Source organism: Sneathiella sp. (assembly GCF_041689005.1).
Taxonomy (GTDB): domain Bacteria; phylum Pseudomonadota; class Alphaproteobacteria; order Sneathiellales; family Sneathiellaceae; genus Sneathiella.
Window position 1 is genome coordinate 50,358 of sequence record NZ_JBDNHC010000176.1, and the last position, 17,619, is coordinate 67,976.

Below are 17,619 nucleotides of genomic sequence, written 5' to 3' on the forward strand. Positions count from 1 at the left end.
TCATGGCCGGTAAGACGTTCGACCAAATTGATTGGGGCACGGAGGACGCGAAAGAGTTTGCGGACTATTGGCAAAGCCTGTCAGACAAAGGGCCGGTGCCGCGCAAGAGCCACTTCGATCCGACGAAGATTGTCTCGTTACTTCCCTTTATTGCGATTTATGATGTTGTTTCTCCGGATGAAATCGTCTGCCGGCTCGCCGGGACCGCACTTGTCGAGCATTTCGGCCAGGAGGTTACCGGACGCAATCTTCTCGATTTCTATCAGCCGGGCATCCGCGAAGAGACGGGGCGGATCATGGACGAGATGACGACCGAACCCTGTGGTATCATTGTTGAACTTGTCGGGACGGCCAGAAGTGGCCGCACAGCATCCAGCCTTGCGATCGGGTTTCCGCTCCTTGACGACGATGATCAATGCAACCGGCTGGTCTTCTACTCCAGCCGGTTTGAGGGCAGTCTGCCCTATAATTCCCGGGAGGACGCGATCCAGGCGCTTAACGTGGGCCGCAGCACCACCATCGACATTTCGGCCTGATCAGGCACGGTTCAGGCAGGTCGCCAGACCGTCATAGAATTTTGCCGCATGGTGACCGTCCATCAGGGCATGATGGGCCTGCAGGTTGACGGGCATCGACCAGCGACCATCCTTTTCCGATATTTTCCCCCAGGCGATACGCGGAATGCAGTCCTCGCTATTCGGGACCGGATGCTGGACCGCCGTGAAATCGAGCCACGGTAAACAGCTGAGATAAATCCAGTGATCCGCCGCCGTCGTGTTTCCGCCAAGCGCCAATTGCTCCCTCGCCGCCGCTGTCGCCGCGGTACAAGCGGCGGTGAAGGCGTCGCGGTCGCGGACATATACTGTCTCACAAAAACCGAAAAGCTCATCGGCAAGGGGGACGGTGTAGGACGCATGGACCGTTTCATGCTCGACGACCTGATCGTCGCGGAACCGGGTGCGAAATTCGGGAATGTCATTGGCGGTCGTCATGATTGCGTAAACCACCCCGTTGAACAAGGAACCGCCTTTCGCCTGCGTCTTGCGGACGAAGCCGGTGATATCAACGCGGGCGGTCAGGCTGAAATGCGGATTGGCATAGGTGCGGAACAGATGATATTGCGCGCGCCGCGCCCAGGTTGCCGGGTCAATGAATTTCACATGCCATCCTTACGCCCGCTTTTTCGCTTCCAGCCTCTTTGGGGTGACAAAATGCACAAGCTGTCCTCGATCCGCAAGTGACCGCCAGCCATCAATATCGAACTCGATATGGGCGAGGCCGGCGGACGGGAATTTACGCCCCATCTCGGAATATCCATTATCGGGTTTCGGCGCGGCCAGATCAAGCGCCATATGCTGCATCGTCGGGTTATGGCCGATGATCATGACATGGGCATAGTCGGGTGAAAGGCCGCGAAGATAGGCGATCAGGCCGCTACCCAGGCCCGCCGAATAGACCGATGGCTCAACCTTGATCTCGGTGCCGCTGGTCAGGAAGGAGCGGATCTGCGCGAGCGTTTCGCGGGTCCTGCGCGCCGGCGAGCAGAGGATGAAATCGGGGAAAATCCGGTGCCGCTCCATATAATCGCCGATTTCGAGGGCGGCACGGTGTCCGCGCGGGGCGAGGGGTCGGTCGATATCAGCTTTTGCAGAATCGCTCCAACTCGACTTGGCGTGTCGCAACAACGTTAGTTTACGCATTTTGTATGTCTTCTTTGCAGGCCGGTTAAAGGCTGCGATTTATCAGCTCCCTGCGGAACATTTATGACAACTACTTAGGTCCGGCCGGGTTAGCTTTCAAGTCCCAGACGTTGATGCCATTCGGCAATGGAATAATCCGGAAATTCGTCAAAGACCTTGTCATTTCCATGAGGCTCAAGCGGGACCCAGTCTTTTTTCGATTCGACCATCAGATAGGTTTTTTCGGGTGCGCGGGGCAATTCGGTATCGATGGCCGACGCGAAGGGATGAATAAGGTCCGGCCAACGTGAATCAAACAGCCACAACCCGCTGCTGCATAATCTGCAGAAATAGCGCTTGGCCGGACTGATCTCCTCGTCGCCGGTCTCCTCGTTGCGAATGCGGGCATGATAGATCGCCATATTGTCGGCCCCGGTCACCTCCAGGGACTTGGCGTCCCCGCTAAGATTGATGGCCGCGCCGGTGGCCCCCATTGTCTTGCGGCAGATCGAGCAGAAACAATAGTTGAACGGGTAGGGATGCGGCGAATTAAGCGTGAATGTCACGGCGCGGCAATGGCAGGATCCTTCAAGTTTCATGGGTTAGCTCCTCAACTGGTTTCCGGGGCGCCGGGATAGCTGTCATATTGCGGCAGGCCGTCCGTGATCTCGTAATAATCCTTCTTGTCGGCGACAAAAATATGACTGCCGGTAGCAAGGCCGGTCTTCCCGTCAAGGGAGCCGGCAAGAATGCTGATGCTGTCGCTGTCGTTCATGCGCCAGAACAGACTGGATCCACAGTTACCACAAAACCCGCGTTCCGCCCAGTCAGAGGAGCGATACCATTTCAGGCCACGTTCCCCGGTCAGGGTGAGATTGGCGCGGGGTGCGCTGGTGGCGGCAAAATAATGACCGCTCGTTTTCTGGCACTGGCGACAGTGGCAGAACATGACGTCGCGGAGCGCCCCGCGGACAGTATAGGTAACCGCCCCACACAGGCATCCGCCGTGATGCTCATTCATCTGGTCGTTCATTCTTGTCTCCCTATGCGTCATTAAACAGGGTCCATAGTTCTTTCGCCGGAATCCCCGCACCGATCAGCATGACGACCACGCCGCTCACGCGGTTGAGATAAAGTCCGGCCCGTTCATTGCGCCGGAGGATCGAGGTCACCGATCCCGCAAACAGACCAACACCTCCCATCACGAGCAGGGCACAGAATTGAAACAGGAACCCGAAGAAGATAAACTGCGCGGTCGCATGCTCGCTCGCCCTGTCAACGAACTGGGGAAGAAACGCCAGAAAGAAAAGCGCAACTTTTGGATTAAGGATATTCATCAGGATGGTCTGGCGGAAAATACGGCCAAGCCCAAGCCGTGGCGTGCTGCCGTCAAAATCCAGCGGCGGCGCCGTCGCGATCTTCCAGCCGATATAGAGGATATAGGCGGCGCCCGCGTATTTTATCGCCGCAAACAACATTGGCGAGGCCGCAAGCAGGGCGGAGAGACCAAGGGCGGCGAGCGTGATATGCACAAAGATTCCGGTAATCAGGCCAAGGGCGGCGACCAGTCCGGCGCGGCGTCCCTCGGCCAGTCCGCGCATGGCGACATAGACGATATCCGGCCCCGGCGCCAGGGTCAGCAGCAGGGCACTCGGGATAAAGGCGAGGATCAGGGCTGTCTCGGGGAACATCGTGTAACTCCTTGCTGATGCAGCAAATTATCAGAAAAATATACTGAAGTCGCCCTGGAATTGTGGCTTTGTTGCATCGCTGCTGACCGTCCATGATAAAAATATGATTTTGTTGAAAACTTTCTTGCAAAAACTGATATTATCAATTACCCGAAACATCGGAAATCTGAATTATGCCTGCATTAGAGGATACGGGCTGCGGTTTTCGAGGCCATTCCGTTGCTGCAATTTGGGCACTTAGACAGCGCTATTGGCCAGAAATATAGACTTAGTGTCCAGGAGACGAAAAAATGGCAACAGGTACTGTAAAGTGGTTCAACCCGACCAAAGGCTACGGCTTCATCGCACCAGAAGACGGCGGGTCAGACGCTTTCGTGCATATTTCAGCTGTTGAACGGGCCGGCTTGACGACCCTTCAGGAAAACGCAAAAGTTCAATATGAACTTGTTGAAGGGCGTAACGGCAAGGCATCTGCGGAAGAGCTAGTACTGCTGGACTAAAATCAGGTTCCGGTAAATTACGAAAAGGCGGCGCTTGCCGCCTTTTTTTATGGCCCGGCGGCATCCGGCGTGAGAAGGGTTTGCGCAAAATCTGTATTTATGCCAGAAACCCTTCCAATGACGCTGGCGGTTTTGCGAATTTGGAACGGAAAATATGGAATATCCGATTAAAGACGGAACGGACCTTGAGATTGACGCTCTTGATATCCCTCTTGATGCCGAGGGCGGATTTTCTATCCGCATCAAGGACTATGTTCACAGATTGACCGGCGAGGAACTGATCACCGAGATGTGCGATCAGCTCGATGTGCGCGGCTCGGTTCGCGGCGCCCTGTTGCGCAAGGCAAACAAGGGCATCGTCGCGGGCCTGAAAAAGGACCGTTCCCGACTGAGCGATGAGGCCCGGGAAGCGTTCGACCTGAATATCCTGATCTGGTTCGCCGACAAGGCGCTGAAGGGCGAGCATAAACCCTATCTGGTAGAGGCCTGAACTGGCCCCCTTTTTTTCCTGAACAACAAGAGGCATAAAGCTCATGACTGAAAAAAACATCCTGTCCTTCAAGGGCGCGCGGCCGTCGCTCCATGAGAGCGTCTATGTCGCGCCGTCTGCTCACGTAATCGGCAATGTCGAGATCGGCGAGGGCTCCAGCATCTGGTTCAACTGCGTGCTGCGTGGCGACGTCCACTGGATCCGGATCGGCAAGCGCAGCAATATCCAGGACGGCACCGTCATCCATGTCTCCATTGGCACCCATCCGACGTCCGTCGGTGATGATGTGCTGGTCGGCCATAACTGCCTACTCCATGGCTGCACGCTGGAAAACGGCAGTTTCGTTGGTATGGGGGCAACGGTGATGGACGGGGTGGTAGTCGAGAGCGGCGGTATGGTCGCCGCCGGCGCGCTGGTCACGCCGAACAAGCGGGTCCCGGCGGGTGAACTCTGGGGCGGCTCGCCGGCCAAGAAAATCCGTGATTTGAGCCCGACGGAGCAGGCCAACCTGACCCACGGCGCCGAACATTACTCCGAGCTTGCGCAGATCTATATCGCTGAGCGGGATTAGTCGTCCGACTTGCCGGGTTTCGCCCGGACCTTGACATAGCGGCCGGGCGCATCCTCGATCGGTTTCAGCTTGCCCTTTGACGGATCGCGCGCGGGCACTTTCGCCCCCGATTTCTTTGACAGCCACTTGTTCCAATGAGGCCACCAGCTGCCCGGATGCTCCGTCGCCTCGGCCAGCCAGTCCTCGCCGGTGGCGTATTTCTTCTTCTTCGCGTTGGTCCAGTACTGGTATTTGCCCGCGTCGGGATGGTTGATCACGCCCGCGATATGCCCAGACCCCGCCAGCATGAACTCGGCCGGGCCGCCGAACAGCTTCGTGTTCTTGAACACCGATTTGAACGGCGCGATATGGTCTTCCTTGCTCGCCTGAATAAAGACCGGAATAGTGACGGTTGTGAGGTCGACCGGGTGGCCACCCAACGTCAGCGCCCCCGGTTTCGAGACCAGGTTCTTCTGATACATATTGCGAAGATAGAAGCTGTGCATCTTCGGTGGCATATTGGTGGCGTCGGAATTCCAATACAGCAGGTCGAATGGGAAGGGCGCCTTGCCGAGTAAGTAGTTATTGATCATGAACGACCAGATCAGGTCGTTGGAGCGCAGCATGTTGAAGGTGGCGGCCATGCTCCGGCCCTCTAGGAAGCCCGCCTCTTCCATCTTGCGCTCGATCATCTGGATCTGTTCCTCGTCGGTGAAGAGAAGCAGGTCCCCGGCGTCCTCGAAATCCAGCTGGGTGGCGAAGAAGGTGCAGGCGGTGATCCGCTTTTCCCCGATTGCGGCGAGATAGGACAGTGTCGTCGCCATCAGAGTGCCGCCGATGCAATAGCCGATGGCGGTGACTTCCTTTTCGCCGGTGGTGGTCTCGATGGCATCCAGCGCCGCCAGAATCCCCTCCGACATATAGCTCTCGAATGTCTTTTCCCGGTGGGTCTCATCCGGGTTGACCCAGGAGATAACGAATACGGTATAGCCCTGCTCAACGCACCATTTGATGAAGGAATTTTCCGACTTCAGGTCAAGAATATAGAATTTATTGATCCAGGGTGGGGTGATCAGCAGCGGCTTCTTGTAGACCGTCTCGGTCGTTGGATTATATTGCAGCAACTGCATCAGGTCGTTTTCAAACACCACCTTGCCTGGGGTGACGGCGACGTTTTTACCGACCTCGAAGGCCGTCTCATCCGTCATCTTCGGCATCAGCTGGCCCTTGCCGCGCTTGAGATCGTCGAGCATGTTCTCAAGGCCATGCACGAGATTTTCGCCCTTGCTGTCGAGGGTTTTTTTCAGCACATCCGGGTTTGACCAGAAGAAATTCGTTGGCGACAAAGCATCCGTGTAGAGCTTGGTGTAGAACTCGGTCTTCTTGCGCTCGGTTGCGTCCAGTCCGTCAACATCGGCAACGGTATCCTGTATCCAGTTGGCGGTGAGAAGATAGGACTGTTTGATATAATCGAAGATCTGGTTCTGGCTCCATTCCTCCGACTTGAACCGCTTGTCGCCGGGTTCGGGCTTGACCATCGGCTCGGTTTCCTTGCCCGAGGCACGAAGGGCTGTGTTCTGCCACAGATCCAGGTAGTTTTTCCACAACGTCGCCTGCGCCTCCATCACCTTGCCCGGATTTGCCATCATCTTCGTCGTCATGTCCGTGAAAGCCTTGCCGATGTTAAACGGGTCGGGGTCCTGGTTCTTCGACTTCTGGGCATTCAGAAATTCAGTAACCAGCTCCTGGCTCTGGGCGGCAATCTTGGCAAAGTTCTCGGCAAATTCCTTCGATGCTTCCTGCATTTCGGGGGTGATTTTCGACGGGTCTTTATGTGGCATATCGACTCCTCTTCGTTGGTTTTGCCGGGCCTTGTGGCACAACAGCCTGATAGGGATTAAGTTTCCAGTACCGAATTCCGGCATCAGCGATCAGAATACGTTGCGAACTTGCCCTTCCTATGTTTTATGATATCCTTGTATTTAGGTAAGTTACATCAAAAAGTTGTCAATCTCTAATAGAACCGCCCCGGATCTGGGGGGATTGCAGGACAGGCGCACCGGATGACACATATTCTGACCACCCCTGATATTCTGAACAGCCGTGAAACCCGGCTGCCCGGACGTTTGAAATACGTCGCCGCGGGCTTGCTGCTGGCGCTGGCCCTGACGGCGACGGGCTGTTCCTCCGATGGTGATGAGGCAGCGGATACAGCCGAGTATCCCAAGCTGAGTTCGGTCCCCGACAAGCCCGCTGATGTGGCGACCCTGCGTGAGGCCCGGGAAATTGCGGATGAGCTCCGTGCCGACCGCGCAAATGCCCGTTACACGGATGAGCTTCTCCGCGCCGATACATCGGTCCAACCGATGCCAAGCAACTGATTGCCACGCCTTGAGCGGCCGTCGCGACCAAAAACAGTCGTAGGCCGCCCTTCGGGGCAAATCTTTCTTCTAAATTACCGCAAACTCGTATAAACACCCGGTTAGGATTGAACAGGGACAGCTGTCAGGCTTTATGCCGAGCTGTTCCCCCCGATAATTAAGAGTGACAGGAAGAGGCTGATGGATCCCGATTTCCACCGTATAAAGCGCTTACCCCCCTATGTGTTCGAGGAAGTTAATCGAATGAAGGCGGCGGCGCGCGCGGCGGGCGAGGATATCATCGATCTCGGCATGGGAAACCCGGACAGTCCGACACCCCAGCATATTGTCGACAAGCTGGTCGAGACCGTGCGCGATGGCCGCACCCACCGCTATTCGACCAGCCGGGGCATCCCCGGCCTGCGCCGCGCCAACGCCGCCTATTACAAGCGCCGCTTCGATGTCGAGATTGACCCGGACACGGAAACCATCGCCACTCTCGGCTCCAAGGAGGGACTGGCCAACCTTGCCATGGCGATCACCACGCCGGGCGATGTCATTCTGTCGCCGAACCCGAGCTACCCGATCCACCCTTACGGCTTTATTATCGCCGGGGCGGTGGTCCGGCATTTCGAGGTTGGGCCGGGCATTGATTTCTTTGCCGCGCTGGAGCGGGCCGTGCGCCATTGCATCCCGGCACCGACAACGCTGATCCTCAATTTCCCGTCCAACCCGACGGCGATGACGGTCGATCTCGACTTCTATAAGAAAGTAGTCAAGTTTGCCAAGCAATATGAGATGTATATCCTCTCCGATCTCGCCTATGCGGAGATTTATTTTGGCGACGTGAAGCCGCCCTCGATCCTGCAAGTGGAGGGCGCGCGCGAACTTGCCGTCGAGTTCACCTCGCTTTCGAAGACCTATTCCATGCCCGGCTGGCGGATGGGCTTCGCGACCGGCAACAAGCGCCTCGTCGGCGCGCTCGCCCGTATCAAGTCTTATCTCGACTATGGTGCGTTTACACCGATCCAGGTCGCGGCGACGGCGGCCCTCAACGGCCCGCAAGACTGTGTGGAGGAATTCCGCACCCTCTATCGCCAGCGCCGTGATGTGCTGATCTCGGGCTTTGCCACGGCAGGCTGGGAAGTGCCCTCACCGGAAGCGACGATGTTCGCCTGGGCGCCAATCCCTGAGCCCTTCACCCATCTTGGCAGTTTAGAGTTCTCGAAGCTATTGCTGCAGGAAGCAAAGGTCGCTGTTGCGCCGGGGCTCGGCTTCGGGGAGCATGGCGACGGTTTCGTGCGGGTGGCCATGGTCGAGAACGAGCAGCGCATCCGGCAGGCGGCCCGCAACATTAAAAAATTCATGGCCGGGGCGGAGACGCATCTGGCAAAACTCAAGGCATCGTAATTGTGAGCACTATCGTAAAAATCGGCATTGCAGGCCTTGGCACCGTTGGTGTCGGGGTATTGAAAATCATCGAGACCCACAGGGACCTGCTGGAGGCGCGCTCCGGTGCGCGGCTTGTCGTTACCGCCGTCTCGGGTCGCGACAGGGCGAAGGACCGAGGCGTCTCGATCGACGGGCTGACCTGGTATGACGATGCGCGGGCGCTCGCCGATGATCCCGAAGTCGATATCGTGCTGGAACTGATCGGCGGCAGCGAGGGGATCGCCCGCGACCTTTGCATGAAATCGCTCCGTGCCGGTAAGCCGGTCGTCACCGCCAACAAGGCGCTGCTGGCGATCCATGGCAGCGAGCTGGCGACCCTCGCCGAAGATAATAATACATCGCTCGCCTATGAGGCGGCGGTTGCTGGCGGCATTCCCATCGTCAAGGCCCTGCGCGAGGGGCTGACGGGCAATGCCATCAGTCGCGTCTACGGCATTCTCAACGGCACTTGCAACTATATCCTGACCGAAATGGAGGAAACCGGCGGCGAGTTTGACGCTATCCTTCAGGACGCGCAGGAACTGGGCTATGCCGAGACCGACCCCAGCTTTGACATCGACGGCGTTGATGCCGCCCATAAGCTGGCGATCCTGACCAGCCTTGCGTTCGGCACCCCGGTCGATTTCGACAGTGTCTATGTGGAGGGGATCCGGAATGTCACCGCCGCTGATATCACCGCGGCCACGGAACTCGGCTATCGCATCAAGCTGCTTGGCGTCGCGCGGCGCACCGACAAGGGGATCGAGCAGCGGGTTCATCCCTGCATGGTGCTGCGTGACACCACCATTGCCAATGTCTCCAACGTCTTCAATGCCGTCGTCGTCGAGGGCGATTTCGTCGATGACACGATTTATGTCGGACGCGGCGCGGGGGAGGGACCGACTGCCTCCGCCGTGGTTGCCGATATCGTTGATATCGCGCTTGGCCGCCATACCCCGACCTTCGGCGTGCCGATGGCGCGGATGAGCGATATCCCCAAGGTCAGCGTCGATGACCATATCGGCTGCTATTATGTCTGCCTGACGGTTTACGACCGCTCCGGGGTTATCGCCGATGTCGCGGCCGTCTTTCGCGACGAAAATATCTCCATCGAGAGCCTGTTGCAGCGCGGCCGCTCGCGGCAGGAGGCGGTGTCGGTCATCCTCGTTACCCATCAGGTGCAGGAGGCGGCGCTGGTTCGGGCGCTCGAAAAAATCGAAAAATTCACCCATAGTGTGGCAAAGCCGCGTATGATCCGTATTGTTTCACTTTAGCTCGTCGTTGATGCCGAGTGTATTCACCGGAATGCACTTAAGATTAAGAAAGAGAAAAAATGACTAAACCCTCGTCTTTGGACAGAAATCTTACGCTGGAAATCGTCCGCGTGACGGAAGCCGCGGCCCGCGCCGCCTGTAACCTTGTCGGTCTTGGCGACGAGAAAGCAGCAGATCAGGCCGCCGTTGATGCCATGCGCAAGGCGCTCAACATGCTTTCGATTGACGGCACGATCGTCATCGGCGAGGGCGAACGCGATGAAGCGCCGATGCTCTATATCGGCGAGAAGGTGGGCACTGGCAAGGGCACCAAGATCGATATCGCGCTTGACCCGCTGGAGGGGACGACGCTCACCGCGAAGGGCGGGCCGAACGCGCTGGCGGTGATTGCTTTCGCGGAATCGGGGAATTTCCTCAATGCGCCGGATACCTATATGGAGAAAATCGCCGTTGGCGGCGGTTATCCCGCCGGGATCATTGATCTCGATAAATCCGCGGGCGAGAACCTGCGCGCGATTGCCAAGGCCAAGGGCGTGCCGGTCAACCAGACCATGGCCTGCGTTCTCGACCGGCCGCGCCACGCCGCTATTATTGCCGACATTCGCGAGACCGGCGCCCGCATCCAGCTGATCTCGGACGGGGATGTGGCGGGCGTGATGGCGACCGCCAATCCCGACACCGGCATCGATATGTATATCGGCACCGGCGGCGCGCCCGAAGGTGTGCTGGCCGCCGCCGCGCTCCGCTGTATCGGCGGGCAGATGCAGGGACGGCTGGTGTTCCGCAATGACGACGAGCGCGCCCGCGCCGCCAAATGGGGCATTCAGGACCTGACCCGCGTCTATAACCTCGAGGAACTGGCGGCGGGCGACGTGATCTTTGCCGCGACCGGAGTGACCGACGGGTCGATGCTGCGCGGCGTGCGTCAGCGCCGCGACCGCGTCTATACGGAATCCATTGTCATGCGCTCGCACACCGGCACGGTGCGCTATATCAGGGGCGAGCATAACGCATAAGCAGCCATTCTCATGGAGTTGAGCCCCGCATTTCTGGATGTTGACAGCTCCCTGAAGGGCAAGCGCTGGCGTCTTCGCTCGACCAATGAGCGGCTTGGTCTCGCCATCGCCCAGCGTCTCGACGTGCCGGAGATTGTCGGCCGGGTAATGGCCGGACGTGATGTCACACTGGAGATGGCGGAGCAGTACCTGACCCCGACGTTGCGCCAGTTGCTGCCTGATCCCTCCAGCTTCAAGGATATGGATGTTGCCGCCGACCGCATCGCCGCCGCTATCCGGGGCGGGCAAAACGTTGCCGTCTTTGGCGATTATGACGTCGATGGCGCCACCTCGTCGGGGTTGCTAAAGCGTTTTTTCAACGCGTTGTCCCATCCGCTTATCATCTATATTCCCGATCGCATGACCGAAGGCTACGGCCCCAACAAGGGCGCGATGGACAGCTTGAAAGCGCAAGGTGTCCAGCTGGTCGTCACCGTGGATTGCGGCATTGTCTCGTTCGACGTGCTCGCCCATGCCCGTGAGATCGGGCTTGAAGTGATCGTTGTCGATCATCATCAGGCAGAGACACGATTGCCCGAGGCGGTGGCGGTGGTCAACCCGAAGCGCCATGACGAGAGCCAGAATTATACCTATCTTGCCGCTGTCGGGGTAACCTTCCTGCTGGTGATCGCGGTCAACCGGGCCTTGCGGGCGGCGGGCTGGTATAACGAGACCCGCCCTGAGCCCGATCCGCGCCACTGGCTCGACCTTGTGGCCCTCGGCACGGTCTGCGATGTGGTACCGCTCATCGGCCTCAACCGGGCGTTTGTGGCGCAAGGCTTGAAGGTGATGGCGCGGCGCGGCAATCCGGGTCTCTCGGCGCTTGCCGACATCTCCGGCCTGGACGAGGCGCCGGGCACCTATCACGCCGGGTTCCTGCTCGGGCCGCGTGTTAATGCGGGCGGGCGCGTCGGCAAGCCGGGCTATGGCCCGACATTGCTGTCGACCGAGGACCCCGTTGAGTGCCGTCGTCTTGCCCAGTATCTCGACGGCTATAATCAGGAGCGCAAAACCATCGAGGCCGAGGTGCAGCAGCAGGCGCTAGCGCTGGTCGAGGGCAGTTCGCTGAAGGATGATGCGGTGATTGTCGTCGCCGGGGAGGGATGGCATCCCGGTGTCATCGGCATCGTCGCCAGCCGCCTGAAGGATGCCTATCAGCGCCCGGCGATTGTCATCGCACTCGACGGGGACACTGGCAAGGGCTCCGGCCGCTCGGTGCCGGGGGTGGACATGGGCGCGGTGGTCGGTGCCGCCCGCCACAAGGAGCTTATCATTGCCGGTGGCGGCCATATGATGGCGGCGGGCCTGACGATTGCCACGGACAAGATCGATGACTTTCGCGACTTTCTTATCCATCGGCTCGGGAGCGCGGTGAGCGAGGCCTCCCGTACCGCCAGCCTCGGCCTTGATGGGGCGCTGGCCATCGATGGCGCCAATACGGACCTGATTACCCTGCTGGAGCAGGCGGGACCCTATGGCGCGGGCAATCCGGAGCCGAGGTTTGTGCTCACCAATGTCCGGCTGGTGCAGGCGAGCATCGTCGGCGAGACCCATGTCCGCTGCATCCTCACCGGCATGGCCGGACGCGGGCGGCTTACCGGTATCTGTTTTCGGGCGCTGGAAACGCCGCTCGGCGACGCGCTGCTCGGTCATCAGGGGGCGTCGTTCCATATCGCCGGGCATTTGCGCAAAAACAGCTGGCGCGGTACGATTTCGGCCCAATTATTGATTGAGGATGCGTTCCGGCTCTCCTGATCCCGTCCGTGGCCAGCAAAGTGACGAAATTTGCCCAATTTCGGATTTTTTACTTGATATGTCAGGCGAAGATCGGTAAATCCTGCCTCCAGCGATAATGTCCCCTTCGTCTATCGGTTAGGACGCCAGATTTTCATTCTGGAAAGAGGAGTTCGATTCTCCTAGGGGATACCATCTCGCCTCCGGTAACAAAGATTTCACGTCCCCTTCGTCTATCGGTTAGGACGCCAGATTCTCATTCTGGAAAGAGGAGTTCGATTCTCCTAGGGGATACCATCTTTTCTTTCCGTCTTTGCCCATTACATGTTAGAGGTAGCGGCCCGCGGTGACCCCGTGGCAGGTGTTTGATCGGACAGGAGAGTTACATGAATTTGCGTCTTTGCTTTGAGCACAAGGCCGGAGTGAATATCGACGAGGCGGATGTGTTCCGCCATTACGCGGAAAACTACCTGAGCGGCTTTGACGTGAAATGGGGCGGATCGGTCAGCATCCCCCAGACCGATACCAAAACCAGCCCGATGGAACCGCTCTGGCAATATATGATCCGGGATGCCAGCCCCGCCGCCCGCGACTACTTGGTCGAATACCTGAACCGCAACCCGATGGCCGGCTATTTCGTCCATGTCTACGAGTTCGACAACGGCACCGGCGACCAGAAGATCCATTAATGCCTGATTGCGCTTAAGCGCTGACTTTCTTGTCGAACTTGGCGTCTTCCATGTCGGCGCCTGCGAACAGGGTGCCGGTCAGGGTGGCGCCGGTGAAGTTGGCGTCGATGAGGTTGGCGTCGGTCATGTTGGCGCCTTCAAGGTTGGCCCCAGAAAAATTTGCCGCCGAGAGATTGGCGGGCCATTTCTTGCCCAGCGGCTCGCCGCGCGTATCTTTTAAATCGACGGCGGTCAGGATCGCGCCCTTCATGTTTGCCTTTTTAAGGTTTGAGCGCGAGAGGTTAACCCCCTCCATGATCGCGCCCGAAAGATCGATCCCCTCCATGATACATTGCGACATATCGCTCATCACGGCCTGGGCACCACGTAAATTGGCGTCCTTGAGATTAACCCCGCGCAATGTCGCGCCGCTGAGGGCGCAGTTGCTGAGATCCATGTTCGAGAGGTCCATGCCGGACAGGTCGGCGCGCTCGCCCTTGAGGCCATTGGTCTCGACCCAGAGAAAATGCTTTTTCAGGAGGGCCTGAAGGTTGGGCGGCAGCGGCGTTGTAATAATTTCCGGCACAGCGGCGACATCGACGGCCTTCGATTTCGAGAAATCGACATTTTCCAGCGACGCGCCGTCCAGATTGACATTCTCGAAATTGCAGCCCTCAACCTTGGCACCATTCAGGTTCACCTTGCTGAGGTCGGCGCCGCTGAGGTCGGCATTGGTGAGGTCGCAACCGGACATATCCGAGCCGGTAAAGCCGGCATTTGTGAGCTCCGAATTGCTTAAGTTGGCGCCGCGAAGCTGGGAATAGGCGAAGTTGGCATTGTTGAGCACGGCCCCCGAGAGATTAGCGCCGTTCAGATTGGCCTTTTCCGCGACCACGTCGTTCATTTCTGCATCGCTGAGGTCAGAGGTGGGAAACGTGACGGTTTCGCCGCCGGAGAGGATCAGAGAGCCGCCCCGGAAATCCGCCTCTTGTAGATTAGCGCCGTTGAGGCGCGCGCCTTTCAACTCGGCCCCGCGCAAATCCGCCCGGATCAGCAGGGCGTTCGTGAGGTCCGCCTTGGTCAGGTCGGCCGCATAGAGATCGGCGGAGATCAGGTTGGCATTCCGAAAGATCGTGCGGGACAGCTTACAGCCGGAAAGGCAGGATTTCTGGAGCTTCGCCCCCTCGAAATTGGCGCCGGTAAAATCCTCATGCTTGAAATTCGCCCGCGCTCCCTTTTTCGAATTGCTGAGCCATTTCCCGTGCTCGGACAGCATTTCCATAATTTCCTGTGGCGTCATAGACGTCATACCAGCCTTTTCCTTGTCTGTTCCGATCTTACCAACAGTAAGACTAGATTAATATTTTTCCACCATACTTGGTCAATATAGACGGACAAGGTTAATAGTTAGTTGCGGTCCGTCCGTGAGAATTATGAATCGGCCCGGACGGCCGTGAGGATGAGGCAGAATGTTTGTTGTGACGCAGGAACAGGTCGATGCTCTTGAAATTTGGGTCAGGAATCGGCGCGAGGCCTATTTGCGCAAGGGGTTTCACCTCGCCGCCAATGCCGGCGCGACGGCGCTTGCGGAGTATAGCGTCGATGGTGGGCTGACAGCAGCTGATTCTGCCAAGACAATCCGTCAGTTGAAGGACGAATATGAACTGGCGGAGATGTTCCACAAAGACGCCCGCCAGCTTCTGCATGCGGGCCGTCAGGGGGGCTGAGCGCGCTTAGACGATATGGAAGTTCTGACGGCGTTTCTCGGCAACGACGCGGGCAATCTGGCGGATAAACTGCTGCTCCCGCTCTTCGGAAATCTCGAACTTCACGCCGACACCCCCGGTGTCTGTCTGGCGGACAATGCGGGCCGGGATCAGGCCAAAATCCTCAATCTCGACGGAAATCTCGGTGCTGTCCGGCAGGCGAACATCCATTTGCAAACCGGCCCCGCCCACTGAAATATTCAGGATGCGGGCGATATGCTTGTCGCCGTCATGGGTGAGAATTGCGGCACCTTCATGGACAATCCGGGTGTGCGCGCGGCGGTTGTCAGGGGGTCGAGGGTTCATAATCACTCCAGAATTTTCAGAGGGTGTGTGTCTGACGGCAAAAGGAATAGGGACAGCTTTACGTAAATAGGTTAATAAGCCGTTGCCATTGCGGCGACGGCCAGCACGGCATTTGTTAACCTTTCCTTCACTGTCCGGCGATAGGATATAAGCCTGAACCCTGATGAGGACCTTTATCATGCGCGAACAGAAAGTTGCCTCGCCGTTGCGGGGATTAAAATCTGATTTTACCGGCGCCAATGCTCCTGACCGAAAATCGATCAGCATTCGCGCCGTTGCCGCCAATTCTGCCGCCCTCGATTTATTGCTGGCGGCCTGCGACACTGAGCGGGACACAGCGGACAGGGCAGAGCGCGCGCGCAGCCTTCTGCCACTGGCAGCGGACCTTCGCGATATCACCGGAATCATGTCGACACTCGCCGCTGAATAGGCGTTGCTACGCCCGTATCCGGGCTCTTTACAGACAACTATCGGCTTGGCTTTCCGGGCGGATATGCTACATCTACTTCCACGCTGCCATCGTGGGTTGCCGGGCAGGCGAGAGTTGTTGAGTTTTAGTGGTATAGAAGTCTTGTAAATGATTGCAGTAAAAGATAAATCCTGTGAAATATTTAACTCAGGCCTCGCTTTAATTCAGGCCAGTTCATGGACCATGCGGCTGATTTTTGCTTTGCCGGTCATCGCCGCCGCCGTTTTTTCTGCCCTCGCCGTTACTCTCGATATCCTGTTTCGGGAGGCGGAGACGCACAGCTTTATTCCGGGCTTCCTTGAAATATTCATCCGGTTGTTCGTCTTTCTGGTGCCGCTTACCTGGCTGGGCTACCGGCTGGTTATCCAGTTGCAACGCAGCGGCGGGGAAAAGCGGCTCATCGATGCTCTCTGGGTCGGGCTTTGCCTGCCGCAGGCGGTCATCACGGGGTTCCTGATCTACACACAGCTTGCCGGATCGCTGACGATTGCCAGCTTGTCCTCCGCGATTGCGCTCTGGGCGATGTTGAGCTTGTTTTTTACGCCGTTCAGCTTGATTTTTGTGCTGATCGCCTGGTCGTTTATGCCCGCTCGATTATCAGTGCCAGCCTTCTTGCCGACAGGTGGCAGTGAGCGCGATTTGGCCCCGGCGGATTTGGCTGATGGGGCGCCACAAACGCCGGGTCCCGACCACCGGGCGGCAAAGCTCGGCGCTTGACAATCCCGGCGCCCCGCCTCTTCACGGCGTAATTTTCCAGCTTCATTCGTCGAGTATTTTCTCTTTCTGCTCTTCATATTCCTCAGCCGTGATGGCCCGGTTCTGATAGGCCCGCTGCAGATCGCTGAGCTGCTGACCCTTGCTTGCCGGCGGCTGCGGATCGGAGCTGCAGGCAGCGAGCAACAGAGCGGTCAAGACAACGGGCAGAAATAAAATTTTACGCATAATAGTGATCTCCTGAAAAGAATTCGTCGGTCTTCTTCAATGTGTTCCCAACTCTGTAACGGCGGAAAAGTTCCGCGAGGGGGAGGAAGGCGGGCCGCTGATCCCGTTCCCCGGCGCCAGTCGGGAAAATCCCGAAGGGCGCCGGGGGGGAGAGGCCGAATGCACAGGGATAGGGGAGGAGCATCCGGCCCGGTTGCCAGGGATTGCGAAGACCTCAGTGAGTGCGTAATGCCTTAATCAATTCGTCCTTGCTCATGCCGGAGCGGCCATCAATGCCGATTTCTTTCGCTCGCTGGTATAGCTCGGCCCGGGTGCGATCCTCATAGTTCTTCGCTTCGCCGCCCTTTTTCGAGGGGTGCATACGGGGATTTGCCTTGGCATTGGCAATCCGTGCCGACTTTTCCTTGCTGTTGCCCTTTTTACGCAGCTCTTCATATACCTCATCGTTTTTAATCTGGTCGCCGTGGTTCTTTGTCATGGCGGGCTCTCCTCTTGCCGTCAAAAATCAGGGTGTAATGACAACAATGGCGGCGGGCATTTAGTTCCGCGAGGGGGAGGAAGATCGATGCGTTTCACGATGAAGATGGCTGGGGAACCTGGACTCGAACCAGGATTGACGGAGTCAGAGTCCGTTGTCCTACCATTAGACGATTCCCCACCGGAACGGTGTAGAGCCCGCAAAAACGGGGCAGGCGGCTCTACTA

At 57.9% G+C, this 17,619-nt stretch carries 23 protein-coding genes and 3 tRNA genes; 15 read left to right on the forward strand and 11 right to left on the reverse strand.

The features are described 5' to 3' along the window. The first annotated feature begins 2 nt into the window (after positions 1 to 2). On the forward strand, positions 3 to 536 hold the full coding sequence (locus ACESNI_RS18890; protein ID WP_373089934.1) for a PAS domain-containing protein: 534 nt from the start codon (positions 3 to 5) through the stop codon (positions 534 to 536). Here ACESNI_RS18890 and ACESNI_RS18895 read toward each other — a convergent pair whose 3' ends face one another. The 5 genes from ACESNI_RS18895 to ACESNI_RS18915 all read right to left on the reverse strand — a co-directional run bounded on the left by ACESNI_RS18895 (position 537) and on the right by ACESNI_RS18915 (position 3,370). After that, positions 537 to 1,160 (reverse strand): CatA-like O-acetyltransferase, encoded by a 624-nt coding sequence (locus tag ACESNI_RS18895; RefSeq protein ID WP_373089936.1) that lies wholly within the window; start codon positions 1,158 to 1,160, stop codon positions 537 to 539. 9 nt (positions 1,161 to 1,169) lie between these two features. Beyond that, positions 1,170 to 1,700, reverse strand: a complete 531-nt coding sequence (locus ACESNI_RS18900; RefSeq protein ID WP_373089938.1) for a histidine phosphatase family protein — start codon at positions 1,698 to 1,700, stop codon at positions 1,170 to 1,172. Between the two features lie 89 nt (positions 1,701 to 1,789). Beyond that, positions 1,790 to 2,278: a GFA family protein gene (locus ACESNI_RS18905; RefSeq protein ID WP_373089940.1), complete on the reverse strand. Its 489-nt coding sequence runs from the start codon at positions 2,276 to 2,278 to the stop codon at positions 1,790 to 1,792. 11 nt (positions 2,279 to 2,289) lie between these two features. Beyond that, the gene (locus ACESNI_RS18910; protein WP_373089942.1) at positions 2,290 to 2,712 is read right to left on the reverse strand and encodes a GFA family protein; all 423 of its coding nucleotides are present in this window, start codon (positions 2,710 to 2,712) and stop codon (positions 2,290 to 2,292) included. Between the two features lie 10 nt (positions 2,713 to 2,722). Beyond that, entirely contained in the window at positions 2,723 to 3,370 is a 648-nt protein-coding gene (locus ACESNI_RS18915) for a LysE family translocator (protein WP_373089945.1), read from the reverse strand. Between the two features lie 290 nt (positions 3,371 to 3,660). Between ACESNI_RS18915 and ACESNI_RS18920 the strand changes: the two genes are divergently transcribed. From ACESNI_RS18920 to ACESNI_RS18930, 3 genes are all read left to right on the forward strand, one after another. Then, positions 3,661 to 3,870: a cold-shock protein gene (locus ACESNI_RS18920; RefSeq protein ID WP_373089947.1), complete on the forward strand. Its 210-nt coding sequence runs from the start codon at positions 3,661 to 3,663 to the stop codon at positions 3,868 to 3,870. Positions 3,871 to 4,024: 154 nt separating this feature from the next. Beyond that, positions 4,025 to 4,360 carry a hypothetical protein gene (locus ACESNI_RS18925; RefSeq protein ID WP_373089950.1) on the forward strand — a complete coding sequence of 112 codons (336 nt, stop codon included), beginning with the start codon at positions 4,025 to 4,027 and terminating at the stop codon, positions 4,358 to 4,360. 43 nt (positions 4,361 to 4,403) lie between these two features. Further along, positions 4,404 to 4,931: a gamma carbonic anhydrase family protein gene (locus ACESNI_RS18930; protein WP_373089953.1), complete on the forward strand. Its 528-nt coding sequence runs from the start codon at positions 4,404 to 4,406 to the stop codon at positions 4,929 to 4,931. On the opposite strand, the gene ACESNI_RS18935 is transcribed toward ACESNI_RS18930, so the two are convergent. Further along, complete coding sequence (locus tag ACESNI_RS18935; protein WP_373089956.1) at positions 4,928 to 6,751, reverse strand: PHA/PHB synthase family protein; 1,824 nt, start codon at positions 6,749 to 6,751, stop codon at positions 4,928 to 4,930. The genes ACESNI_RS18930 and ACESNI_RS18935 overlap by 4 nt on opposite strands. A gap of 222 nt (positions 6,752 to 6,973) precedes the next feature. Here ACESNI_RS18935 and ACESNI_RS18940 point away from each other — a divergent pair, with 222 nt between their 5' ends. From ACESNI_RS18940 to ACESNI_RS18975, 8 genes are all read left to right on the forward strand, one after another. Next, complete coding sequence (locus tag ACESNI_RS18940) at positions 6,974 to 7,291, forward strand: hypothetical protein (protein WP_373089958.1); 318 nt, start codon at positions 6,974 to 6,976, stop codon at positions 7,289 to 7,291. A 180-nt stretch (positions 7,292 to 7,471) separates the two neighbouring features. Next, positions 7,472 to 8,680 carry an LL-diaminopimelate aminotransferase gene (locus ACESNI_RS18945; protein ID WP_373089960.1) on the forward strand — a complete coding sequence of 403 codons (1,209 nt, stop codon included), beginning with the start codon at positions 7,472 to 7,474 and terminating at the stop codon, positions 8,678 to 8,680. Positions 8,681 to 8,682: 2 nt separating this feature from the next. Continuing rightward, complete coding sequence (locus tag ACESNI_RS18950) at positions 8,683 to 9,975, forward strand: homoserine dehydrogenase (RefSeq protein ID WP_373089962.1); 1,293 nt, start codon at positions 8,683 to 8,685, stop codon at positions 9,973 to 9,975. A 59-nt stretch (positions 9,976 to 10,034) separates the two neighbouring features. Continuing rightward, positions 10,035 to 10,991 carry a class II fructose-bisphosphatase gene (glpX, locus tag ACESNI_RS18955; RefSeq protein ID WP_373089964.1) on the forward strand — a complete coding sequence of 319 codons (957 nt, stop codon included), beginning with the start codon at positions 10,035 to 10,037 and terminating at the stop codon, positions 10,989 to 10,991. A gap of 12 nt (positions 10,992 to 11,003) precedes the next feature. Then, positions 11,004 to 12,785 (forward strand): single-stranded-DNA-specific exonuclease RecJ, encoded by a 1,782-nt coding sequence (recJ, locus tag ACESNI_RS18960; RefSeq protein ID WP_373089966.1) that lies wholly within the window; start codon positions 11,004 to 11,006, stop codon positions 12,783 to 12,785. 99 nt (positions 12,786 to 12,884) lie between these two features. Beyond that, positions 12,885 to 12,959 (forward strand) — tRNA-Glu (locus ACESNI_RS18965). Between the two features lie 27 nt (positions 12,960 to 12,986). Continuing rightward, positions 12,987 to 13,061 (forward strand) — tRNA-Glu (locus ACESNI_RS18970). An 89-nt stretch (positions 13,062 to 13,150) separates the two neighbouring features. Beyond that, the gene (locus ACESNI_RS18975; protein ID WP_373089969.1) at positions 13,151 to 13,453 is read left to right on the forward strand and encodes a hypothetical protein; all 303 of its coding nucleotides are present in this window, start codon (positions 13,151 to 13,153) and stop codon (positions 13,451 to 13,453) included. A 13-nt stretch (positions 13,454 to 13,466) separates the two neighbouring features. Here ACESNI_RS18975 and ACESNI_RS18980 read toward each other — a convergent pair whose 3' ends face one another. After that, positions 13,467 to 14,741 carry a pentapeptide repeat-containing protein gene (locus ACESNI_RS18980; protein ID WP_373089971.1) on the reverse strand — a complete coding sequence of 425 codons (1,275 nt, stop codon included), beginning with the start codon at positions 14,739 to 14,741 and terminating at the stop codon, positions 13,467 to 13,469. Positions 14,742 to 14,901: 160 nt separating this feature from the next. Here ACESNI_RS18980 and ACESNI_RS18985 point away from each other — a divergent pair, with 160 nt between their 5' ends. Further along, the gene (locus ACESNI_RS18985; protein WP_373089973.1) at positions 14,902 to 15,159 is read left to right on the forward strand and encodes a hypothetical protein; all 258 of its coding nucleotides are present in this window, start codon (positions 14,902 to 14,904) and stop codon (positions 15,157 to 15,159) included. Positions 15,160 to 15,165: 6 nt separating this feature from the next. On the opposite strand, the gene ACESNI_RS18990 is transcribed toward ACESNI_RS18985, so the two are convergent. Then, complete coding sequence (locus tag ACESNI_RS18990; protein ID WP_373089975.1) at positions 15,166 to 15,504, reverse strand: PilZ domain-containing protein; 339 nt, start codon at positions 15,502 to 15,504, stop codon at positions 15,166 to 15,168. A 178-nt stretch (positions 15,505 to 15,682) separates the two neighbouring features. On the opposite strand from ACESNI_RS18990, the gene ACESNI_RS18995 reads away from it, so the two are divergent. Beyond that, entirely contained in the window at positions 15,683 to 15,934 is a 252-nt protein-coding gene (locus ACESNI_RS18995) for a hypothetical protein (RefSeq protein WP_373089977.1), read from the forward strand. Between the two features lie 147 nt (positions 15,935 to 16,081). Beyond that, positions 16,082 to 16,690 carry a hypothetical protein gene (locus ACESNI_RS19000; protein WP_373089979.1) on the forward strand — a complete coding sequence of 203 codons (609 nt, stop codon included), beginning with the start codon at positions 16,082 to 16,084 and terminating at the stop codon, positions 16,688 to 16,690. A gap of 42 nt (positions 16,691 to 16,732) precedes the next feature. Here ACESNI_RS19000 and ACESNI_RS19005 read toward each other — a convergent pair whose 3' ends face one another. The 3 genes from ACESNI_RS19005 to ACESNI_RS19015 all read right to left on the reverse strand — a co-directional run bounded on the left by ACESNI_RS19005 (position 16,733) and on the right by ACESNI_RS19015 (position 17,573). Then, positions 16,733 to 16,915 carry a hypothetical protein gene (locus ACESNI_RS19005; protein WP_373089981.1) on the reverse strand — a complete coding sequence of 61 codons (183 nt, stop codon included), beginning with the start codon at positions 16,913 to 16,915 and terminating at the stop codon, positions 16,733 to 16,735. Between the two features lie 214 nt (positions 16,916 to 17,129). Then, positions 17,130 to 17,393 (reverse strand): Rho termination factor N-terminal domain-containing protein, encoded by a 264-nt coding sequence (locus ACESNI_RS19010; protein ID WP_373089983.1) that lies wholly within the window; start codon positions 17,391 to 17,393, stop codon positions 17,130 to 17,132. 106 nt (positions 17,394 to 17,499) lie between these two features. Next, positions 17,500 to 17,573, reverse strand: a tRNA-Gln gene (locus tag ACESNI_RS19015). Positions 17,574 to 17,619: the final 46 nt, after the last annotated feature.

Coding starts and splice junctions, on each gene's coding strand:
- ACESNI_RS18990 (WP_373089975.1), bottom strand. CDS start 15,504: ATGAACCCTCGACCCCCTGACAACCGCCGCGCGCACACCCGGATTGTC.
- ACESNI_RS18900 (WP_373089938.1), bottom strand. CDS start 1,700: ATGCGTAAACTAACGTTGTTGCGACACGCCAAGTCGAGTTGGAGCGAT.
- ACESNI_RS18975 (WP_373089969.1), top strand. CDS start 13,151: ATGAATTTGCGTCTTTGCTTTGAGCACAAGGCCGGAGTGAATATCGAC.
- ACESNI_RS18940 (WP_373089958.1), top strand. CDS start 6,974: ATGACACATATTCTGACCACCCCTGATATTCTGAACAGCCGTGAAACC.
- glpX (WP_373089964.1), top strand. CDS start 10,035: ATGACTAAACCCTCGTCTTTGGACAGAAATCTTACGCTGGAAATCGTC.
- ACESNI_RS18995 (WP_373089977.1), top strand. CDS start 15,683: ATGCGCGAACAGAAAGTTGCCTCGCCGTTGCGGGGATTAAAATCTGAT.
- ACESNI_RS18920 (WP_373089947.1), top strand. CDS start 3,661: ATGGCAACAGGTACTGTAAAGTGGTTCAACCCGACCAAAGGCTACGGC.
- ACESNI_RS18925 (WP_373089950.1), top strand. CDS start 4,025: ATGGAATATCCGATTAAAGACGGAACGGACCTTGAGATTGACGCTCTT.
- ACESNI_RS18985 (WP_373089973.1), top strand. CDS start 14,902: ATGTTTGTTGTGACGCAGGAACAGGTCGATGCTCTTGAAATTTGGGTC.
- ACESNI_RS18980 (WP_373089971.1), bottom strand. CDS start 14,741: ATGACGTCTATGACGCCACAGGAAATTATGGAAATGCTGTCCGAGCAC.
- ACESNI_RS19000 (WP_373089979.1), top strand. CDS start 16,082: ATGATTGCAGTAAAAGATAAATCCTGTGAAATATTTAACTCAGGCCTC.
- ACESNI_RS18910 (WP_373089942.1), bottom strand. CDS start 2,712: ATGAACGACCAGATGAATGAGCATCACGGCGGATGCCTGTGTGGGGCG.
- ACESNI_RS18935 (WP_373089956.1), bottom strand. CDS start 6,751: ATGCCACATAAAGACCCGTCGAAAATCACCCCCGAAATGCAGGAAGCA.
- ACESNI_RS18905 (WP_373089940.1), bottom strand. CDS start 2,278: ATGAAACTTGAAGGATCCTGCCATTGCCGCGCCGTGACATTCACGCTT.
- ACESNI_RS18945 (WP_373089960.1), top strand. CDS start 7,472: ATGGATCCCGATTTCCACCGTATAAAGCGCTTACCCCCCTATGTGTTC.
- ACESNI_RS18915 (WP_373089945.1), bottom strand. CDS start 3,370: ATGTTCCCCGAGACAGCCCTGATCCTCGCCTTTATCCCGAGTGCCCTG.
- ACESNI_RS18930 (WP_373089953.1), top strand. CDS start 4,404: ATGACTGAAAAAAACATCCTGTCCTTCAAGGGCGCGCGGCCGTCGCTC.
- ACESNI_RS18890 (WP_373089934.1), top strand. CDS start 3: ATGGCCGGTAAGACGTTCGACCAAATTGATTGGGGCACGGAGGACGCG.
- ACESNI_RS19005 (WP_373089981.1), bottom strand. CDS start 16,915: ATGCGTAAAATTTTATTTCTGCCCGTTGTCTTGACCGCTCTGTTGCTC.
- ACESNI_RS19010 (WP_373089983.1), bottom strand. CDS start 17,393: ATGACAAAGAACCACGGCGACCAGATTAAAAACGATGAGGTATATGAA.
- recJ (WP_373089966.1), top strand. CDS start 11,004: ATGGAGTTGAGCCCCGCATTTCTGGATGTTGACAGCTCCCTGAAGGGC.